This is a genomic window from Pseudomonas sp. H1_A03 (genome assembly GCF_054685145.1).
This window is the reverse complement of sequence record NZ_CP162829.1, coordinates 3,366,962-3,383,597: the sequence shown is the minus strand read 5'-3', so window position 1 is coordinate 3,383,597 and position 16,636 is coordinate 3,366,962. Positions and strand designations below refer to the sequence as shown.

The following is a 16,636-nucleotide window of genomic DNA, read 5'->3' as shown; positions in this document are numbered from 1 at the left end:
CCTGCCAGACACCGACCGAGCTGAAAACACTGTGGAAATCTTCAAGGAATTTACATTCGAATCCGCCCACCGCCTGCCCCACGTACCGGAAGGCCACAAATGCGGGCGCCTGCATGGGCATTCGTTCAAGGTGGCGATCCACCTGAGCGGCGACCTGGATCCCCATACCGGCTGGATTCGCGACTTCTCGGAGATCAAGGCGATTTTCAAGCCGCTCTATGAACGCCTCGACCACAACTACTTGAATGACATCCCTGGCCTGGAAAACCCGACCAGCGAAGTGCTCGCCAAGTGGATCTGGAATGAGCTGAAACCCTTGCTGCCTGAGCTCAGTGCGATTCGCATCCACGAGACCTGCACCAGCGGCTGCATTTATCACGGCGAGTAAGCCTGCGATATGAAAAAACCACCCACGCGGTGGTTTTTTTGTGCCTGCCTCCCTTACAGTCGTGGCTTCCCTGCCACAAGGAGCACGCGGCAATGATGCGCCCCGCCACTGTCCATGATGTTGCAGCCATCGAGGCCATCGTCCAGGCAGCTTACTCGCCGTATATCGCACGGATCGGCCGTAAGCCCGGGCCGATGCTCGAGGATTATCGCCAACGGGTGGAAGCCGGCGGCGTGCACGTGCTGGAAAACGCCCGGCAAGTCCAGGGCTTTATTGTCCTGCTGGAGGCCGACGGCGCGCTGTTGCTGGATAACCTGGCCGTCGCCCCTGAGACCCAGGGCCTGGGTTTCGGGCGGTTGCTGTTGGATTTTGCCGAACAGCAGGCGATCGACGCAGGTTTCGCTGTGATCCGCCTGTACACCAATGAAGCCATGACCGAGAACATCGCGCTCTACCATCGCCGCGGCTATGTTGAAACCCATCGCGCCGAGGAACACGGCCTGCGGCGCGTGTACATGACCAAGCCTCTCCAGGAGTAACCCATGGAAAACATCTGGCTGGCCCAAGCCAAACGCTTGCAGGCGCTGGCGTCCACGGGGCTGCACTTTTGCACTGATGATTTCGAGCGCGAGCGCCTGGAAGAAATTGCCGAGATTGCCCACAGCATGCTGGCGCAATTGGGCAATGTCCCGTTGGAACGTATCTGCGGGCTGGTCACAGATTTTGCCCAGCGTTATTCGACGCCAATGATTGACGTGCGCGGTGCGGTTATCGAAGGCGACCGGATTTTGTTGGTGCGGGAGTTGACCGATGGCTGCTGGGCGTTGCCGGGTGGGTATGCGGATATCGGCTTGTCGGCAGCCGAAAACATCGTCAAAGAGATTCGCGAGGAAGCCGGGCTGACGGTAACCGCCAGGGCACTGTACAGCGTGACGCACAAGGCCAAAGGCTTGTATCGACCGGATGTGCGGGATTTCTACAAGCTGTACTTCCTGTGTGAATCGGTGGATCAGTCGGCACCGATGGCAGGGTTCGAAACCACTGACGTGGGCTTTTTCCGCCTCGGTGCACTGCCGCCGCTGTCCCGTGGGCGCACCATCGAAAGTGATCTGGAGGCCGCCTTTGCCTTCCATCGCGGCGAGACGACTCAGACGCTGTTTGACTGATCCACTTTGTATCACTGCTGCACTGCTTTCGTGCCCGACTGGGCACTGCGACCATTCCTTGCTGTGCTTCCCCCCTCTTTCGCTATAAAAACTGTGCACGGTGCACAGCGCCCACCGTGCGTTTGTCACTGCTGCCGATTTGGCACGCACGGTGCAACAGGGCTGCGTCACTCACTCAGGGAGCAAGGCACATGACGCAGCAAGAACCGGGCAACGACTACCCCCTCAGCGAAGTCCCCATGCATGCGCGCAAGGGTCTGGCATCGACCGCCATGGTGCTGCTGGGCTTTACCTTTTTTACCGCGACCATGTTTGCCGGCGGCAAGCTGGGGGTGGCGTTCAGTTTCGTCGACATGCTCGGCGTGGTGGCCCTGGGTAACCTTTTGTTGGGTATGTACGCCGCAGGCCTGGGTTACATCGCCTTCAAGAGCGGGCTGAATTCAGTGTTGATGGGGCGCTTCTGCTTTGGCGAAGTGGGCAGCAAACTCAGCGACTTGATCCTCGGCTTCACTCAAATCGGCTGGTATGCCTGGGGTACTGCCACTGCTGCCGTAGTGCTTGGCAAGTATTTCGAACTGAGCCAGGGCAGTGTGCTTGCGTTGATGGTGTTGTTTGGTCTGGTGTTCTGCGCCACGGCCTACATTGGTTATCGTGGGCTGGAAATTCTGTCCTATATCGCGGTGCCGGCCATGGGCATTCTGCTGTTTCTGTCGATGTGGGTAGCCACAGTGAAAGTCGGTGGACTGGACGGACTGCTGGCAGTGGTACCGACCGCTGAGCTGGACTTGTCCACGGCGATTACCCTGGTGTTCGGCACCTTTGTCAGCGGTGCGACCCAGGCCACCAATTGGACGCGGTTTTCGCGTTCGGCCAAGGTGGCGGTGCTGGCGAGCCTGATCGGTTTCTTTATCGGCAACGGCTTGATGGTGCTGATCGGCGCCTACGGTGCCATCGTCTACCAGCAACCGGACGTAGTCGAAGTGTTGTTGCTGCAAGGCTTTGCCATGGCGGCGATGGCCATGTTGCTACTCAATATCTGGAGTACCCAGGACAACACCATCTACAACTTCGCCGTGGCCGGCTGCAACTTGCTGCGCACCAAACGGCGCAAGACCGTGACCCTGGCCGGTGCGGTGATCGGCACCCTGCTGGCGTTACTCGGCATGTACGACTTGCTGGTGCCCTATTTGATTGTGCTGGGTACGGTGATCCCGCCGATTGGTGGGGTAATCATGGCGGACTTCTTCTATCGCTATCGCGGCCACTATCCACGCCTGGCCGACGCCCGCCTGCCTGCGTTCAACTGGCCAGGACTGGTCGCCTATGCCGTGGGCACGGTGCTGGCGTTCAACTCGCCCTGGGTCGCGCCATTGGTGGGTATCGTCGCCGCGTCGTTGACCTACATCGCGCTCACCGCCGTACTACGGGTGCGAGCGCCGTTGGCTGACGCTCAAGCATGAGCCTGACCCTTGCCGATGTGCTCGCACTGCCAGGCTTGGAGTCCATGCGCCTGCGCGCGGGCGAGGCGGGCCTGGATAACGGCGTGCGCTGGCCTTATGTGGCGGAAAACAGCGGGATCGCCGAATGGGTGCTGGGCGGCGAACTGGTATTCGTCACCGGGATCAATCACCCGCGCGACGAAGCCAACCTGCTGCAATTGCTGGAGGAAGCCTGCGAGCGTCAAGTGGCTGGGTTGGTGGTTCTGACCGGGCCGTCCTATATCCAGGCGATCCCCCAGCGCTTACTCGACGCTGCCGAAGCCGCCGGCATGCCGCTGGTCGAACAGCCCTACTCGCTGAAAATGGTATTGGTGACCCAAGCTATCGGTTCGGCGCTGATCCAGTCCGAGCAGTTGGGGCGCTCGCGGCATGACGTACTGGAACGCTTGCTGACCGGCGACTACCAATCCCTGGATCTCTTGTTGCACCGGGCCACGCAGTTGGGCATGCCGCTGGCCGGGCATTGGCAGGTGGTGCAACTGCAACTGGAAGGCAGTGAATCGCTGTTTGCCCAGGGTGATGCGGCTTCTGTGGAGGCGCAACTGGCCCGACAACACGACGCCATCAGCCGCCGTTTACGTCAGTTCTCGGCCGGGTTGCCGGTGCAGGGTCGAGCCGGCCAATGGACGTTGCTGCTGCCGGCACAGGACGCTGCCGCAGCATTGGCCAACCGCCAGCAATTGGCCAACTGGCTCAACCCACTGAATCTGCGCCTGTCGCCGCTTAAATTGTTTATTGGCCTCAGCGCCGCCGCTCACCCACCCGCACGCCTGGCCCAGGCGCAGGAGGAAGCACGCCAGGCACTCGCGGCTGCGCGGCGTTTCAGCGAACGCGCCGGGCTATGCGTGTACGACGAACTGGGCGTGCTCAAGCTGCTCAGCGGCGTGCGTGATCGCGCCCTGCTCGACCAATTCCTGAATGAACGCCTCGGCCCCTTGCTGCGCCACGACCGGCACCATGGCCCCAGCCTCATGCCCACGCTGGAAGCCTGGTTTCACGAGAATGGTAACCTTGTGGCCGCCGCCCAGCGCCTGGCCGTGCACCGCAACACCCTGACGCACCGCGTCCAGCGCATCGAAGCCCTGTGCGGGCTGACGCTGGATAATGCTTATGATCGCCTGGACATCGGCATTGCGCTGATGATCTGGCGGCTGTCTGCCTGACTGTTTTTAGCCAAGAGGAACTTGCCCATGCACATCATCAACGCCCGCCTGCGCAACCGTGAAGGCCTGCATGATCTGCACCTGGAACATGGCCGGATCGCCAGCATCACCCCACAATCGGGCGCACCGAGTGCGGCGGCCGACGCCCTGGACGCCGCCGGCAACCTGGTGATTCCACCCTTTGTCGAACCGCATATCCATCTCGACGCCACCCTGACCGCCGGCGAGCCGCGCTGGAACATGAGCGGCACCCTGTTCGAAGGCATCGAATGCTGGGGCGAACGCAAAGCCACCATCACCCAGGAAGACACCAAGGCCCGCGCCAAAAAGACTATCCAGACCCTCGCCGCCCACGGTATCCAGCATGTGCGCACCCACGTCGACGTCACCGACCCGGACCTCACAGCACTCAAGGCCATGCTGCAAGTGCGTGAAGAAAGCACGCACCTGATCGACCTGCAGATCGTCGCGTTCCCCCAGGAAGGCATCGAGTCGTACCGCAACGGCCGCGAGCTGATGGAAGAAGCCATTCGCCTGGGCGCCGACGTGATCGGTGGTATCCCGCACTTTGAATACACCCGCGACCAAGGCGTGAGTTCGGTGAAGTTCCTGATGGACCTGGCTGAACGGACCGGCTGCCTGGTGGACGTGCACTGCGACGAAACCGATGACCCGCACTCGCGCTTTCTCGAAGTGCTGGCCGAAGAAGCCCGCAGCCGCGACATGGGCGCCCGCGTCACCGCCAGTCACACCACGGCCATGGGCTCCTACGACAATGCCTATTGCGCCAAACTCTTTCGCTTGCTCGGGCACTCAGGTATCAGTTTCGTCTCCTGCCCCACCGAGAGCATTCACCTGCAAGGCCGCTTCGACACCTTCCCGAAACGCCGCGGCGTCACCCGGGTCAACGAACTGCTGGAAGCCGGCATGAACGTGTGCTTCGGCCAGGACTCCATCGTCGACCCCTGGTACCCCCTGGGCAACGGCAACATCCTGCGGGTGCTCGAAGCCGGTTTGCACATCTGCCACATGCTCGGCTACCGCAACCTGCAAAGCGCCCTCGACCTGGTCACCGACAACAGCGCCAAGGCCATGGCCCTGGGTGACCGCTACGGCCTGGAGCCTGGACGGCCAGCCAACCTGTTGATCCTGTCGGCGGACAGCGACTACGAGGTCATCCGCAGCCAGGGCTTGCCGCTGTACTCGATCCGCAATGGCAACGTGTTGATGAAGCGTCAGCCAGCGCAGGTGGAGTTTATGTAAACGTCTCGGTCATACGATCGAGTCGATATCCAGCGTTTGCGCCCTCCCCCATTCGGTTTGCGTGGCGGGAGGGATACTGGCGACCTGGGCCGGTTCACGGTTTTCACGGTGGCTGAACCAGCGCTTGAGGCTGGGTTGCAAATGAGCGCCGTGGGCGTGACTGCCGTAGACATCACGGGCGTCCAGACGGCGCCAGCGCAGGGTGGCAAGGCGCTCGCGGCTGGTGTGCAAGCGATCGATCTCGGCGTTCAAGGCTTCGTTGTGTTCATAGCCACGGTCGTTGGCAGGTCTTAGCCGGGCCAGTTCCCTGCGTTTGTTTCGCAACTGCTGGCGCATGCCCTCCAGTGCATGATCAAGTAATTCAAACTCTCTTGGCGTGACCAATGGGCCGTCGCTTTCCTGGGTTTGTTGCCAGCGACGCAACGTCGCCCAGGCAGCCGGGATGTAGCTGGCGGTCATGAAGTGCTGGTTGGCCTGGAACAGCTGTTTTAGCAGGTTTTCGCGGTCGGGCATGTCGCCGTGGACTTGCAACGCTCGGTTGCAACCCGCTTCTTGAATGGATTCACAACCGGGCTTCCAAAGCACCGAAGAACGCGTGCCATCCGCGAGCATGATCGGCATGAAGTGTTGTTGTTCGCCATGGTGCTGATAAGGGTTCCCACCGAAACGAACCAGACCGGCGGCGAACAGCAGGCCGCCCGGTGCAGGGGCACTGAACAGGGTGACGGCACCAGGGACCCAGAGTTTGGCGGTGGTGTTCATCCATGGCGCCGGGACGCTGGGAACTGGGTCGTTGTGGTTGACGATGCGGTGGTGGACCAAGGTGGAGGCGCCCGCTGTGAATTCGGCATCAGCGGCGCGGGGGGCGCCGTAGGTATAGAGGAGGATGTTGTAGTTGGCATCCGGTGCTCGGCGTAGGCCTTCTGCCAAAAGCAAAGCGATTGCGCCGCCCAGGCTGTGGCCGCAGATGATTATTCGTTGGTCGGTGTGGAATTGGTCTAGGTAGCGCAGCACGAAATTGCGCATTGCCCGGTAGGCCTCATAAAAACCTTCGTGAGCCTTGCCGACACCCTCGAGAAAATCCACCTGATGGGCGTTGGCATCTCGCAACCCGTCTGCAGCGCTCGCGGTACCACGCACGGCAATCAGGATTACGTCATCGTGATGGGTGATAAAAGCCTGGGTATCCGTCCCAAACTTTTCATCATCGAAAAAGTGCAAATTGGCTGGGTGCTCCTGCTCATCCTCCAGCTCCGGTTGGTTTTGTGGGTATAACTCAGGATCGAAAGGTAGAATCTCAAAACGCCGGGAGTAAGGGACCTCTTCGTAAAGGGGGTAGAAACGGTCCACTTGCTCTGCATCAAATCGCCAAGCCTCGTGGTAACCCGATAGCTCTTCGGCAAATAGATGGCCGACGCTTGGGTTGAGGGGGAATTGAACCTGGTCGTGAGGCTTTTTAGGTGGCTCCTGGCCGAAATGGCAATAACTCAAGGTGGCCATCAGTGCCAGCTGATAAAGGTTCAAGGCACAGAAACTGTCTGCCGTTGAAAGCATCGGGCGTAAGGCCCGCAGTGGTCGAACCTCCATAGCGGTGTGGTTGTTGGGAAACAACACGATTCCTGCCAAGATCGACTGAGGGGGCCCGAATCCCAAGTCACCCATCATTTTCAATGCATGCTGCTGGGGTTGATAAGTCCGTCGCATAATCGGTGGCAAGTGGGCGACATGACGGACTAAATCACGCACTTCAACTTGATAAAACCGGTTGGCCTTTTGCTGAGCAGGATTACTGTCGGGCCGCCGGCCATCAGAAGCAGCAAACCGAGTCTGCTCCGCCCGAATTTGAAGCTCGGTGATAGGGAGCTTATAGGTAGAACGCAACATCAGCCAATGATAGGGCTGCTCTGTACCTGAATACAGGTCATCAAAAACAAGCACCACAGGCCCACAATAAATATCTTGCAACTTGGCAAACCCTTCTCCATCTAACCTGCCTTTGTACTGCTGCCCTGCACTATCGTGGACAGTGTAAGGCAGGCCACCGTATGCCGTTCCCACGCCCAGTTCATCGACGAGGCAAAAGCTCACCCAATGCCCACGCACTGAACAGGCCGGCTTTCTATCACTGAAAAAAAGATTGCTTCCATGCATCCAGCGTCATGAACTTGCTCCTTGTTATTTACACGATGGATAGACATCACAAACACGACCATCCGGCATTTTTATAGGCTTAAAGTCGGTGGTATTGCCGTCACAAAAGCCGTAAAGGTCCTCAAAGTTTTTACCTTTACAACGCCTCCAGCCTCCTGGTACGACTACCCAGTTATCCCCAACAGCTGGCTCTTCCTCATCAGTGACCGTCAGCACCATCCTGAGCGTTTTCCCTGCTAACTGATCACGTTGAGCAACACCACCGGCCAGAGAATTCTGCAACTCTCCCATTTCATTCATCGAGCGACATCGCAGAAGCTTCCTGATCGCATGAAACGGCCCCACCGTCCTGAACCGCCACTGACATTGCCCGATTAGCTCCTGTACACCCGACTCAGGCATACCAAGTTGATCATTCCAGCCATCTCGAATGGCAATACCTGCACGATCCCCACCTACGTCCGTATCACGCTTACCCCACTTCGCATAAAACTCAAACTCCAGACTTCGCAGCACCGAAGGGCAACCCTCGATTTTTTCACTCAGCGGTAGTTCATAGCTCACCCGACTTGGCAAAGATTTGTAATCAGTAAAGAACACTTTCCGTTCCGACCTCTTGCCTCGACGTCGCGGCAAAGTGCAGGTCTCACCAGTCGCGGGCAGATAATTCGCAGCCGTTTTGAGTTCAAATTCCGCTGGTAAATCCACCTCCAACGTAACGCTATCAACCGGCTCTCCCGCACAACCCATTAGACCCAGCGCGACCAACACCCCAACACTTCGCCTACCCATCCTTTTCCCCCATCAATTCCCACTGCTCCACCATCCGTTGAAAATGATCCTGCGGTGTTTCTCCCACTTTCGGTTGCCACCGGATAAAGCTGTTCCTTGTGGCCTCCTCCAACCTGCGTACCACCAAAAACTCCAACTGCTCCGGCCCCTGCCATTGCCAGGCCCGCGCCTGTTCCAGCACCTGTATCAGCCAGATTCTCGGGTCCTGGAATTCCACCAGTGCGACCAAGTCTTCGCTGTGTTCGGTCAACAGGTAACGCAGGATATTGGCGTGCAGAATGGATTCGGCGTTTGGGTTGGGCGTGTTCAGCCAAGGGACCGGGTCAGGCAGCGAATGCTCACCGGGGGCTGGGTTGTCAGCCGTGCGCCAGCGGTCTTCGTGCCAGTAGCACACGCTGATCAACGGGCCGAGGAATACCGGCCAGTGCTCCAGGCACAGATAGGCCAATGCACGCGCCAGAGTGCGGTTGTCGTGAAAACGGTAGAGCGATTGCTCGCCTTCCTGCCCCACCAGCAAACGGTCGCGCCAGTGTTGAGCCACGCCTGTCAGGTCCTCGCATGGCAAAGCGCCCAGCCAGCCCCAGTTCGTTTCGGGCTGTTGCAAGAGGTTGAGCAGCGCGGGCTCGCTCATCTGTTTCAACAGAAGGATCACCGGGCCCTCCACCGCCAGTTCCGCCAGCACGGTCTGGCCATAGAGGCTGCGATACTCTGACAAACTGCGCGCCGCCAGCAGCGGCTGTCGCGCGTTACTGTGCCCCTCAAGGATCAAACACAGCTGTCGCCCAGCCTGCTGCTGTTGAGCCATCCATTGGCCTGGCAAGTTCTGCATCAGGCAGCCCTCCCCGGCAGCTCACACTGGCCTTCACGACAGCGCTCGCACACCGGGCAGTAATCCGCCCCCAGGTGCCTGGACAGGTTCATGATGCTGCTTTGTACCTTGGAGACCCGTGGCACATCGGACACCGTAAAGGTGTTCTCCAGTAGGCCCCCTGACGGTGAGCCCCCCTGGGTGATAGGGCGACTGCTGAAGATGCCGCCCGCCTGGATGACCAGATGCTCTCCTCCCGCTCGGAGGCTCAGTTGCGCACCGGCATCGATCACCAGGCTGGCACCGGACTTGAGGTGAAGCTGCTGCCCCGCCTCAATGACCAAGTTCTGAGTCACGTGGGTCCGGCTATCGCCTTGCACATCAAGGTAATCGCTCGCCTTGAGCACGACTTTGCGATCGCCGGTGACATGACGATGCTCTTCACTTTCAACGTGAGTCGTGCTTAAACCATGGATAACTTCTCGCCGTTCCCCCGCGACCTCCAACCGACTGTCATGACCGACCCGTTGCTCCAGGTCGCGCTGCGCACGCAGGTAAACAAGCTCTTCGCCACGACGGTCTTCCAGGTACATTTCGTTGGAGCCCTCGCCGCCAAGGGAACTGCGGCTGCGCAAAACACTGCGGGTCTTGTGCTGGGGCAAAGGATAGGCCGGCCGATGCAGCGCGTTCGGCAGGCAACCGTTGATCAGCGGCCGGTCCGGGTCCCCTTCCAGGAAGGTCACCAGCACTTCCATGCCCACGCGCGGGATCATCGTTGCGCCGAACCCGTCTCCGGCCCACCCGGACGCAACCCGAACCCAACAACTGCTTTTGTCGTCCGCCTTGTCCAGGCGGTCCCAGTGAAAGCGCACCTTCACCCGGCCATAGGCGTCGCAATGCACGTCCTCACCGTCTGGCCCCGTCACGGTTGCGGTCTGGCTGCCATTGATGGTCGGTTTGGGGTGCTTGAGGGGCGGCCGATGCACAGCTTGCCAGGGTGTCGCGATAAAGCGATTGCGATACCCCCGGAACACGTCAGCCGCAGGTGTAGCCTCCTCCAGCACCTGCGGTTGATAACCCTCGTGACGCACCGAAGTGATCAGCCAAAGGTCGTTGCAGGAGGGGTCGGGATGATCACGCAGTTCAAGGAAATGCCCACTGCGCAGTGCGGGTTGATCACTCTTGCCCAATGCCCGATGCCGGTCGCGTTGGTGACGCTCCAGCCCTCGACGCGCCAATTGCCTGCCGCGGGCATGGCCGGCAAAACCTGCGGGGTACCGATAGTCCTCAAGCGGGAGTATCGAAGCAGAACCAGCGCTGTCCTGCAGGTGCAACGAGGGATGTTCAAAGTCGTGATCCCGGCGCACCGTCTTTTGGCTACGGATGGCCAAGCGCAGGTCGAAACGCTGGATCACTTTTGTATCGGCTTGCAGCCCGCCGTCAGGGCAGTAGCGCTGCACGGGCAAGCGGCGAAACACGGTCTGGTCATCACCAAAGACCAACAGGTGAGCGTCCGCGCTGTGACGAAAATGGTAGTGAATACCCTCCTCTTCACACAGCCGCTGGATGAAGTGCAAGTCACTTTCCGCGTACTGCACACAGAACGTGCGCGGCGGATAAACCACAGGGCCTAGCTCGAATGCATAGGCGTCCGCCAGGATGCCATGCTGTTCCAGGACCGCCGCGATGATCTGCGGCACGCTGCGCTGCTGGAAAATCCGCTGGTCATGCCGGTGTGCAAGGTAAGCCAGGCGGGGCGCCAGGGTCAGGTGATAACGAGTAATGCGCCGGCCCGGGTCATCCCGGCCCACGGCGTAAACCTGACCATGCAGGCCTTCGTTGATTTCGCCGAAGTCCAGGTAGGCGGGTTGGTGAAGCAACGCCTGTAGATCAAGGGAAGGGTTTTCACTGACCACCTGCACGTGGATAAAGAACGGTTGATCAAGGACCTCACTGCCTTTGAATGCCAGTACTTGTAAGTCGATATTTATGCGTGGAAGAATCAGATTGAAACGTGACGAAACAAACGCGTTAACCATCCGTTGTTACCCGCCGTTAATGAATGAGCGCCCTGAGATACTTCCTCTCGCTAAACATGGAATAAGTTGCTGAGAAAAAGTCCTTGAACGCCTCGAAGCTTAGCGATTCCAGGCAAAAATCGGCCGTTTTAAAATAAAAAAGAAGTTTCGTACGACGAAGTTGGAAGTGTCTTTTACAAAATAAGAAAATGAGTCAATGAGCCACTTCCTAACAATAAGAAATGCCCTACGCAAACTTTCGCTGGAATGACTAACTGATAGAGAAACAGCTGACACCGGATCGCAGCGTCAGCGGCTGAACAACCTCACGCCTGCGGCTGTGCAGCCCCGAAGAGACTGACACTCAGCAACGTCTCGCCCTGAGCGTGCAAACGCACCGGCGCAATGCCACCCGGCATCACCACGGCAACCTCACCGCTCTCAACCCATCCAGCACGCCATGCCGCGCAAGCCACAGCGCTGGCGCTGGTTCCGGAAGACGCGGTGGGCCCTTCCCCGCGCTCAAACACCCGTGCGATGACTCGGTTGCCGGGCTGGCGCGCCGCCCATTGCAAGTTGATACCGGCCACACAGGGTTCACCGCCACCCGCTGGGGGCGCGAAGGCAATCGCTTTCAAGGGTTCGAACAGGGCTGGCTGCCGCATCTGTGCGTTATCCGGCAATGCCGAAACGTGCTCGACCAGCGTCACACAATGAGGGTTGCCCACCCGCACAAACTGACTGGTTGCCCACTGTGGGTTGATCACCGCCAACGCGCTCACGTGGCTCAGTTCAGTTGCGCCTAGCATCGTCCGCCCAACGGCCTGCGCCCCCACCGCCATGGGCCCGAAAGCTGGAAAACCCAGCTCAAGCCAGAACCCGGCAACCTGTTCGTGGACTGCCGGCTCAACCCGTGTCGGTACCGGTGTCAACGCATCCGACTTGTCGTGATGCACCCGCAACTCACTGGCTCCAGTCATCAGGCCCTGGTCAGTGAGCGCCTGGGCGAAAATCGTCAAGCCATTGCCACTGCGCTCGGCCAAAGAGCCGTCGGTGTTAACGATCAGCAGGTCAAACGGCGGCTCGGCCTGGAACGGGCCGACCAGCAGACCGTCGCTGCGGTGGGCCTTTGCGCCGGCCGGGCGCGGTGTCGAGCCCCAATCGCATTCGCGGGCGATGGCGGATGTTGCCCAACGGTCACGAGTCTGCGCGGCCAAGGCAGCGCTTTCGGGCAGATCAATACCCTTGCTTCTTAATGAGGCCGGGCTGACCACGCCGTAGATATTGCCGCGGGCGTCATAGAACAGGGTCATGACGTTGTTTGCCTGAAGTGTTTCATCGATGAGTCCGTGCGCTTGCCTACCTATTGAGACAACAGCGTATTACAGAACCTACCGATGATGGGAGGCGGGCTGGAAGGTGGTAATCCACCGTGAGCACCCAGGGGTTCAAAAGCGCCCACAGGGATTACGCACCTTCCAGACCGCCTCCTACACACTCGATACGGCATACGTGGCTGCAAACTGCCCTTACGTTCCAGGTTTTTAAAACAAAATCCACGACCAGCAGAATCCCAGGGGAGCCCGGCTCGCGTGCCACGGCCTGATATGCAACGATGTCGCGCCGGACATCGTTCGTTGAACGCAAGACCAAGGATTATTCATGACTGCCATCCCCACCTCAGCGCCCGTGGTTCCCGGGCGGCTGGAGCAAATGTCGACCCGTATCGCTTTCTTTATCGCCGGTTTCGGCATCGCGGCCTGGGCGCCACTGGTGCCGTATGCCAAGGCGCGCGCCGGACTGAGCGAAGGTACGCTGGGCCTGCTGTTGTTGTGCCTGGGTGTCGGCTCGATCATCGCCATGCCCGCAGCGGGTGCGCTGGCTTCGCGCTATGGCTGCCGAAAGGTGTTGAGCGCCGGGACAATCATGATTTGCCTGGCGTTGCCGATGCTGGCGACGGTCAGTTCAATTCCGTTACTGATGGCGGGCTTGTTTCTGTTTGGTGCTGGCTTGGGCACGGTGGATTCCACCGTCAACCTGCAGGCGGTGATCGTGGAGCGGGCCAGCGGCAAAACCATGATGTCTGGCTTTCACGGGCTGTTCAGCCTGGGAGGAATCGTCGGCGCGGCGGGGGTTTCGGCATTGCTGGGGCTGGGCCTGTCGCCGCTGCAGGCAACCCTCGTGGTGATCGTCATTACGCTGGCGGCGCTGCTCAAGGCCGCACCGCATCTGTTGCCTTATGGCAGTGAGAGTTCGGGCCCGGCTTTTGCCGTGCCCCACGGCGTGGTGCTGTTCATCGGTTGCCTGTGCTTTATCGTGTTTCTTGCCGAAGGTGCGGTGCTCGACTGGAGCGCAGTGTTCCTCAGTGACGAGCGCAGCCTTGACGAAGCCTATGCTGGCCTGGGTTACGCGGCATTTGCCTTGACCATGACTGCCGGGCGGTTGACCGGTGACGCAATCGTGCGCCGGCTGGGCGCGACCTGGGTCATCGTGGCCGGTGGCGCCCTCGCCGCCGCCGGCACATTCCTCGCCACATTATCCCCAGCCTGGGAAGTGGCATTGTTGGGTTATGCACTCGTAGGTGCCGGGTGCTCCAATATTGTCCCGGTGCTCTATACCGCGGTTGGCAAACAGAATGTCATGCCAGAACACATTGCCGTGCCGGCCATTACAACCCTGGGCTACGCGGGGATATTGGCCGGGCCTGCCGTGATTGGATTTATCGCCCATGGCAGCAGCCTGGCAACCGCCTTCCTGTTGATAGGCATGTTGCTGGCGGCAGTGGCGGTCAGTGGGAAAATACTGCGGGTATGACCGCACAGCGGCATGAGCAGCTTGAGTCTTTCAGCTGCTCATGCCGCTGTGCGCTTCTTTAATTACCCTCTCTCTTTCTTGTCGTTCTCCAGCCAGCGATCAATGCTGTAGTTCTTCAACCACCCATCGTCGTTACGGCTACCGAAGATGTTGTAACCGTTAGCCTTGTAACTGTCCAGAGAGTCCAATAAGCCTGGTCTCCCCACAAGATTTTTGGCCAGATATACCTCATCCTCGCTGTATTTTTTCAAAGGGAACCCGGTGCGCGGATCCCGCACAACCTCACCCTTAGCATCCGTTACGTTAGGGTCCTTGCTAATCTCAATAATTGTCTCCCTTCGAACGTAGCGATGTTTTTCTAATCCAAACAAAATATCGTTGTCTTGTGACTTGTCCCGCCAATCATTGAATTTCCCCTTGAATGCCTGGACGACCTGCGCGTTAGTTTTCCCATGGAACGGATCCGCGCTCTGCGTGTTGGGGTTGGTATTACCGATCTGTGAGTCGCTCGCCGAGGTAAGGCTTTCATGGGTGATTTCACCGCCCTTTGCAGTAATGGCATCGTTCAGCCGGGGGCGGTTGAGTATCTCTCGCGCCAACATAATCGTGCGCTCGGAGACCTTACTGCTGCTGGGTTCCTCTTTGGCAATCTCCTGCAAAGAGCTTTGGGTCAGTCGTCCCTCTTTTTTGAAGGCGTCCAGCAATGGCAGGTTGTTCTTCAGGTCAGTCGCCAACAGATGATCGTCTGAGCTGACAAAGGGGTTACCAACCTTCGTCATGCCTCCGTACAGATTCTGACCGTCAAAGTGCCGGTCGGCGCCATTCGCGAATCGGGAGTTGATTGGCTGCGCCGCTGGCAGCGGTTTACCTAATGCGCGAGCATCGACCTCAAAACGAGAGTGACCGCTTCCCGCCGACCCTGATGTCGCTGGCGCCGCCATTTGCGTAAAGCCCGGATTATTGACACTACCAATCATGATTCACCTCCACCCTATCTAGATTCCGTAGCCTGGGCCTGATTGCCTGATCCTCGAAAACGCCTCGAAATCAACATGGCACAAGCACCGACTGAGTGGCTCTCAGAAAACAATGGTTCCGCAGACGGTCGTCCAAGACGCCCGATATGCCCCGGTGAACCTTGAGCGTTTGTAACCGCCTCAGTTTTGTGGGCCATCCATGGCCTGGAACGGCCTGCTAGCGGCGGGACAACTTGCTCCAAAAGCTGGCAAACATCGAAAGTACAGGGCTGGGCGCCGGCTCTTCCATGAACACCCGAGAGCCTTTGTCAAAATCTTCGGCGGTGGGCGCCTTGAAGCTGGACTTGGGCGAGGATGTGAGGTTGAGCCCCTGTAGCCGGGATGCTGTTGGGCTTTCTGCCTCCTGCGCAAGCCCGACCAGGGCCGAGGCGTTGTACTGGGAGTGACGGGATTCAAATGATGTCGAATTCATGGTCCAGACCTAATCCGGTAGATGAAGGCCCCCACCGGTAATCAATGACCGGTGGATATTTTCTTGGTGGTGCATTTTCGTAAACGGTTTCTGCACGCCTGGGTTGTATTTACTGCATCAAACGCCTGCCAACTTCTGCCGCGTGTGCACGGCAGAAGACAGCCAGGTCTAACGAAGCAGCGCGTACAGTTCCTGTCGAGAGATCTTGCCATCGCGTTGCCAACTGACAATATTGTCCATCGCCGACCTCAGATCTGAACGGGACATGACTTCCCTCGACAGCTGGGTGAGATGGTCGGTGTAAGGGTTGCCCGTCAACGGCTGCATGGCGCGTGCGTTGAGTTCCCTGAGCTTTATCGTGCTGCTGAAGTAGCCACCTTTCAATGCGTTGAAATTATTCAGTACGTCTTGGACGATCTGCTTGTCGTCATTCAGTTTCAAGGGGTTATCTGAACGAACAAAGCTCCGGATATCGTCCTTGGACAAACGGCCATCCAATGCACCGGTGCTGCCATTTCGGTCAAGCGATTGCAGCAACCCGGGACGCCGCAGCACCTCGTTTGCCAGTCGGATGTTCGGGTCCTTATAGGGGTTGCCCGTTAACGGTTGATCGGCCATTTTCTGCAAGCTCTGGCGCGTGACCTCGCGCGAAGGCCAGCGGCCCTTGAGCGCGTCATAATTATTCAAAAGCCCCTGGGCCAGTTGCTCATTGCTTTGCTTGGAGTAGTAAGGGTCTGGCAACGTGGGGGTCGGGCGCGGAGGTGGGCCGGGATTGGGACGCACGTTTTCTGGGACTGGGCGCGGCGGCGGGCCGGGATTGGGGCGCACGTTTTCTGGGACTGGGCGCGACGGCGGGCCGGGATTGGGGCGCACGTTTTCTGGGACTGGGCGCGGCGGCGGGCCACCGAATACTGGGCCGCATTGATCAGGCTGCGAGCTGAAGTTGACGCCTATCGTGACCTGGGCACTAGACGCGGTAGCAGTCCGCTCGGTGCTGGGCTTTGCATCTGCGAGGGAGGCGTTATCGAGGGAAGGAGCGACGCTCTGGTTGTATGCTGATACCGACATTCTAGTTCTCCAGTTCGGTGTATTCAGGTGCCTGGCCTCACTGTTCCAGCGACCCCG

At 59.1% G+C, this 16,636-nt stretch carries 14 protein-coding genes and 1 pseudogene; 7 read left to right on the top strand and 8 right to left on the bottom strand.

Annotated features, from left to right (window positions below):
* The first annotated feature begins 31 nt into the window (after window positions 1–31).
* The 6 genes from queD (at window position 32) to codA (ending at window position 5,479) form a co-directional block, all read left to right on the top strand.
* Entirely contained in the window at window positions 32–388 is a 357-nt protein-coding gene (gene queD, locus AB4O35_RS15655) for a 6-carboxytetrahydropterin synthase QueD (protein WP_019692825.1), read from the top strand.
* Between the two features lie 92 nt (window positions 389–480).
* A complete protein-coding gene (locus AB4O35_RS15650; RefSeq protein WP_065874638.1) occupies window positions 481–927 on the top strand; it encodes a GNAT family N-acetyltransferase in 447 nt (148 codons plus the stop codon).
* Between the two features lie 3 nt (window positions 928–930).
* Window positions 931–1,554, top strand: coding sequence for an NUDIX hydrolase (locus tag AB4O35_RS15645; protein WP_065874637.1), 624 nt, complete (start codon window positions 931–933; stop codon window positions 1,552–1,554).
* 191 nt (window positions 1,555–1,745) lie between these two features.
* A complete protein-coding gene (gene codB, locus AB4O35_RS15640; RefSeq protein WP_065874636.1) occupies window positions 1,746–3,014 on the top strand; it encodes a cytosine permease in 1,269 nt (422 codons plus the stop codon).
* Entirely contained in the window at window positions 3,011–4,216 is a 1,206-nt protein-coding gene (locus AB4O35_RS15635) for a PucR family transcriptional regulator (RefSeq protein WP_065874635.1), read from the top strand. The genes codB and AB4O35_RS15635 overlap by 4 nt, the downstream gene beginning before the upstream one ends.
* Window positions 4,217–4,243: 27 nt before the next feature.
* Window positions 4,244–5,479 (top strand): cytosine deaminase, encoded by a 1,236-nt coding sequence (codA, locus tag AB4O35_RS15630; protein ID WP_065880021.1) that lies wholly within the window; start codon window positions 4,244–4,246, stop codon window positions 5,477–5,479.
* A 9-nt stretch (window positions 5,480–5,488) separates the two neighbouring features.
* On the opposite strand, the pseudogene AB4O35_RS15625 reads toward codA, so the two are convergent.
* The 5 genes and pseudogenes from AB4O35_RS15625 to AB4O35_RS15605 form a co-directional block, all read right to left on the bottom strand.
* Window positions 5,489–7,640, bottom strand: a pseudogene (locus AB4O35_RS15625) (lipase family protein).
* A 14-nt stretch (window positions 7,641–7,654) separates the two neighbouring features.
* The gene (locus tag AB4O35_RS15620) at window positions 7,655–8,422 is read right to left on the bottom strand and encodes a hypothetical protein (RefSeq protein WP_065945891.1); all 768 of its coding nucleotides are present in this window, start codon (window positions 8,420–8,422) and stop codon (window positions 7,655–7,657) included.
* On the bottom strand, window positions 8,415–9,251 hold the full coding sequence (locus AB4O35_RS15615) for a DUF4123 domain-containing protein (protein WP_065945890.1): 837 nt from the start codon (window positions 9,249–9,251) through the stop codon (window positions 8,415–8,417). The genes AB4O35_RS15620 and AB4O35_RS15615 overlap by 8 nt, the downstream gene beginning before the upstream one ends.
* The gene (locus AB4O35_RS15610; protein WP_065880024.1) at window positions 9,251–11,269 is read right to left on the bottom strand and encodes a type VI secretion system Vgr family protein; all 2,019 of its coding nucleotides are present in this window, start codon (window positions 11,267–11,269) and stop codon (window positions 9,251–9,253) included. The genes AB4O35_RS15615 and AB4O35_RS15610 overlap by 1 nt, the downstream gene beginning before the upstream one ends.
* Window positions 11,270–11,574: 305 nt before the next feature.
* Window positions 11,575–12,561, bottom strand: a complete 987-nt coding sequence (locus tag AB4O35_RS15605; RefSeq protein ID WP_065874630.1) for a diaminopimelate epimerase — start codon at window positions 12,559–12,561, stop codon at window positions 11,575–11,577.
* Window positions 12,562–12,910: 349 nt separating this feature from the next.
* On the opposite strand from AB4O35_RS15605, the gene AB4O35_RS15600 reads away from it, so the two are divergent.
* Window positions 12,911–14,062, top strand: a complete 1,152-nt coding sequence (locus AB4O35_RS15600) for an MFS transporter (protein ID WP_065880025.1) — start codon at window positions 12,911–12,913, stop codon at window positions 14,060–14,062.
* A gap of 62 nt (window positions 14,063–14,124) precedes the next feature.
* Here AB4O35_RS15600 and AB4O35_RS15595 read toward each other — a convergent pair whose 3' ends face one another.
* The 3 genes from AB4O35_RS15595 to AB4O35_RS15585 form a co-directional block, all read right to left on the bottom strand.
* Complete coding sequence (locus tag AB4O35_RS15595; protein ID WP_065874628.1) at window positions 14,125–15,039, bottom strand: hypothetical protein; 915 nt, start codon at window positions 15,037–15,039, stop codon at window positions 14,125–14,127.
* A gap of 217 nt (window positions 15,040–15,256) precedes the next feature.
* Window positions 15,257–15,511, bottom strand: coding sequence for a hypothetical protein (locus tag AB4O35_RS15590; protein WP_065880026.1), 255 nt, complete (start codon window positions 15,509–15,511; stop codon window positions 15,257–15,259).
* Between the two features lie 168 nt (window positions 15,512–15,679).
* Window positions 15,680–16,579, bottom strand: a complete 900-nt coding sequence (locus AB4O35_RS15585) for a hypothetical protein (protein ID WP_256530452.1) — start codon at window positions 16,577–16,579, stop codon at window positions 15,680–15,682.
* Window positions 16,580–16,636: the final 57 nt, after the last annotated feature.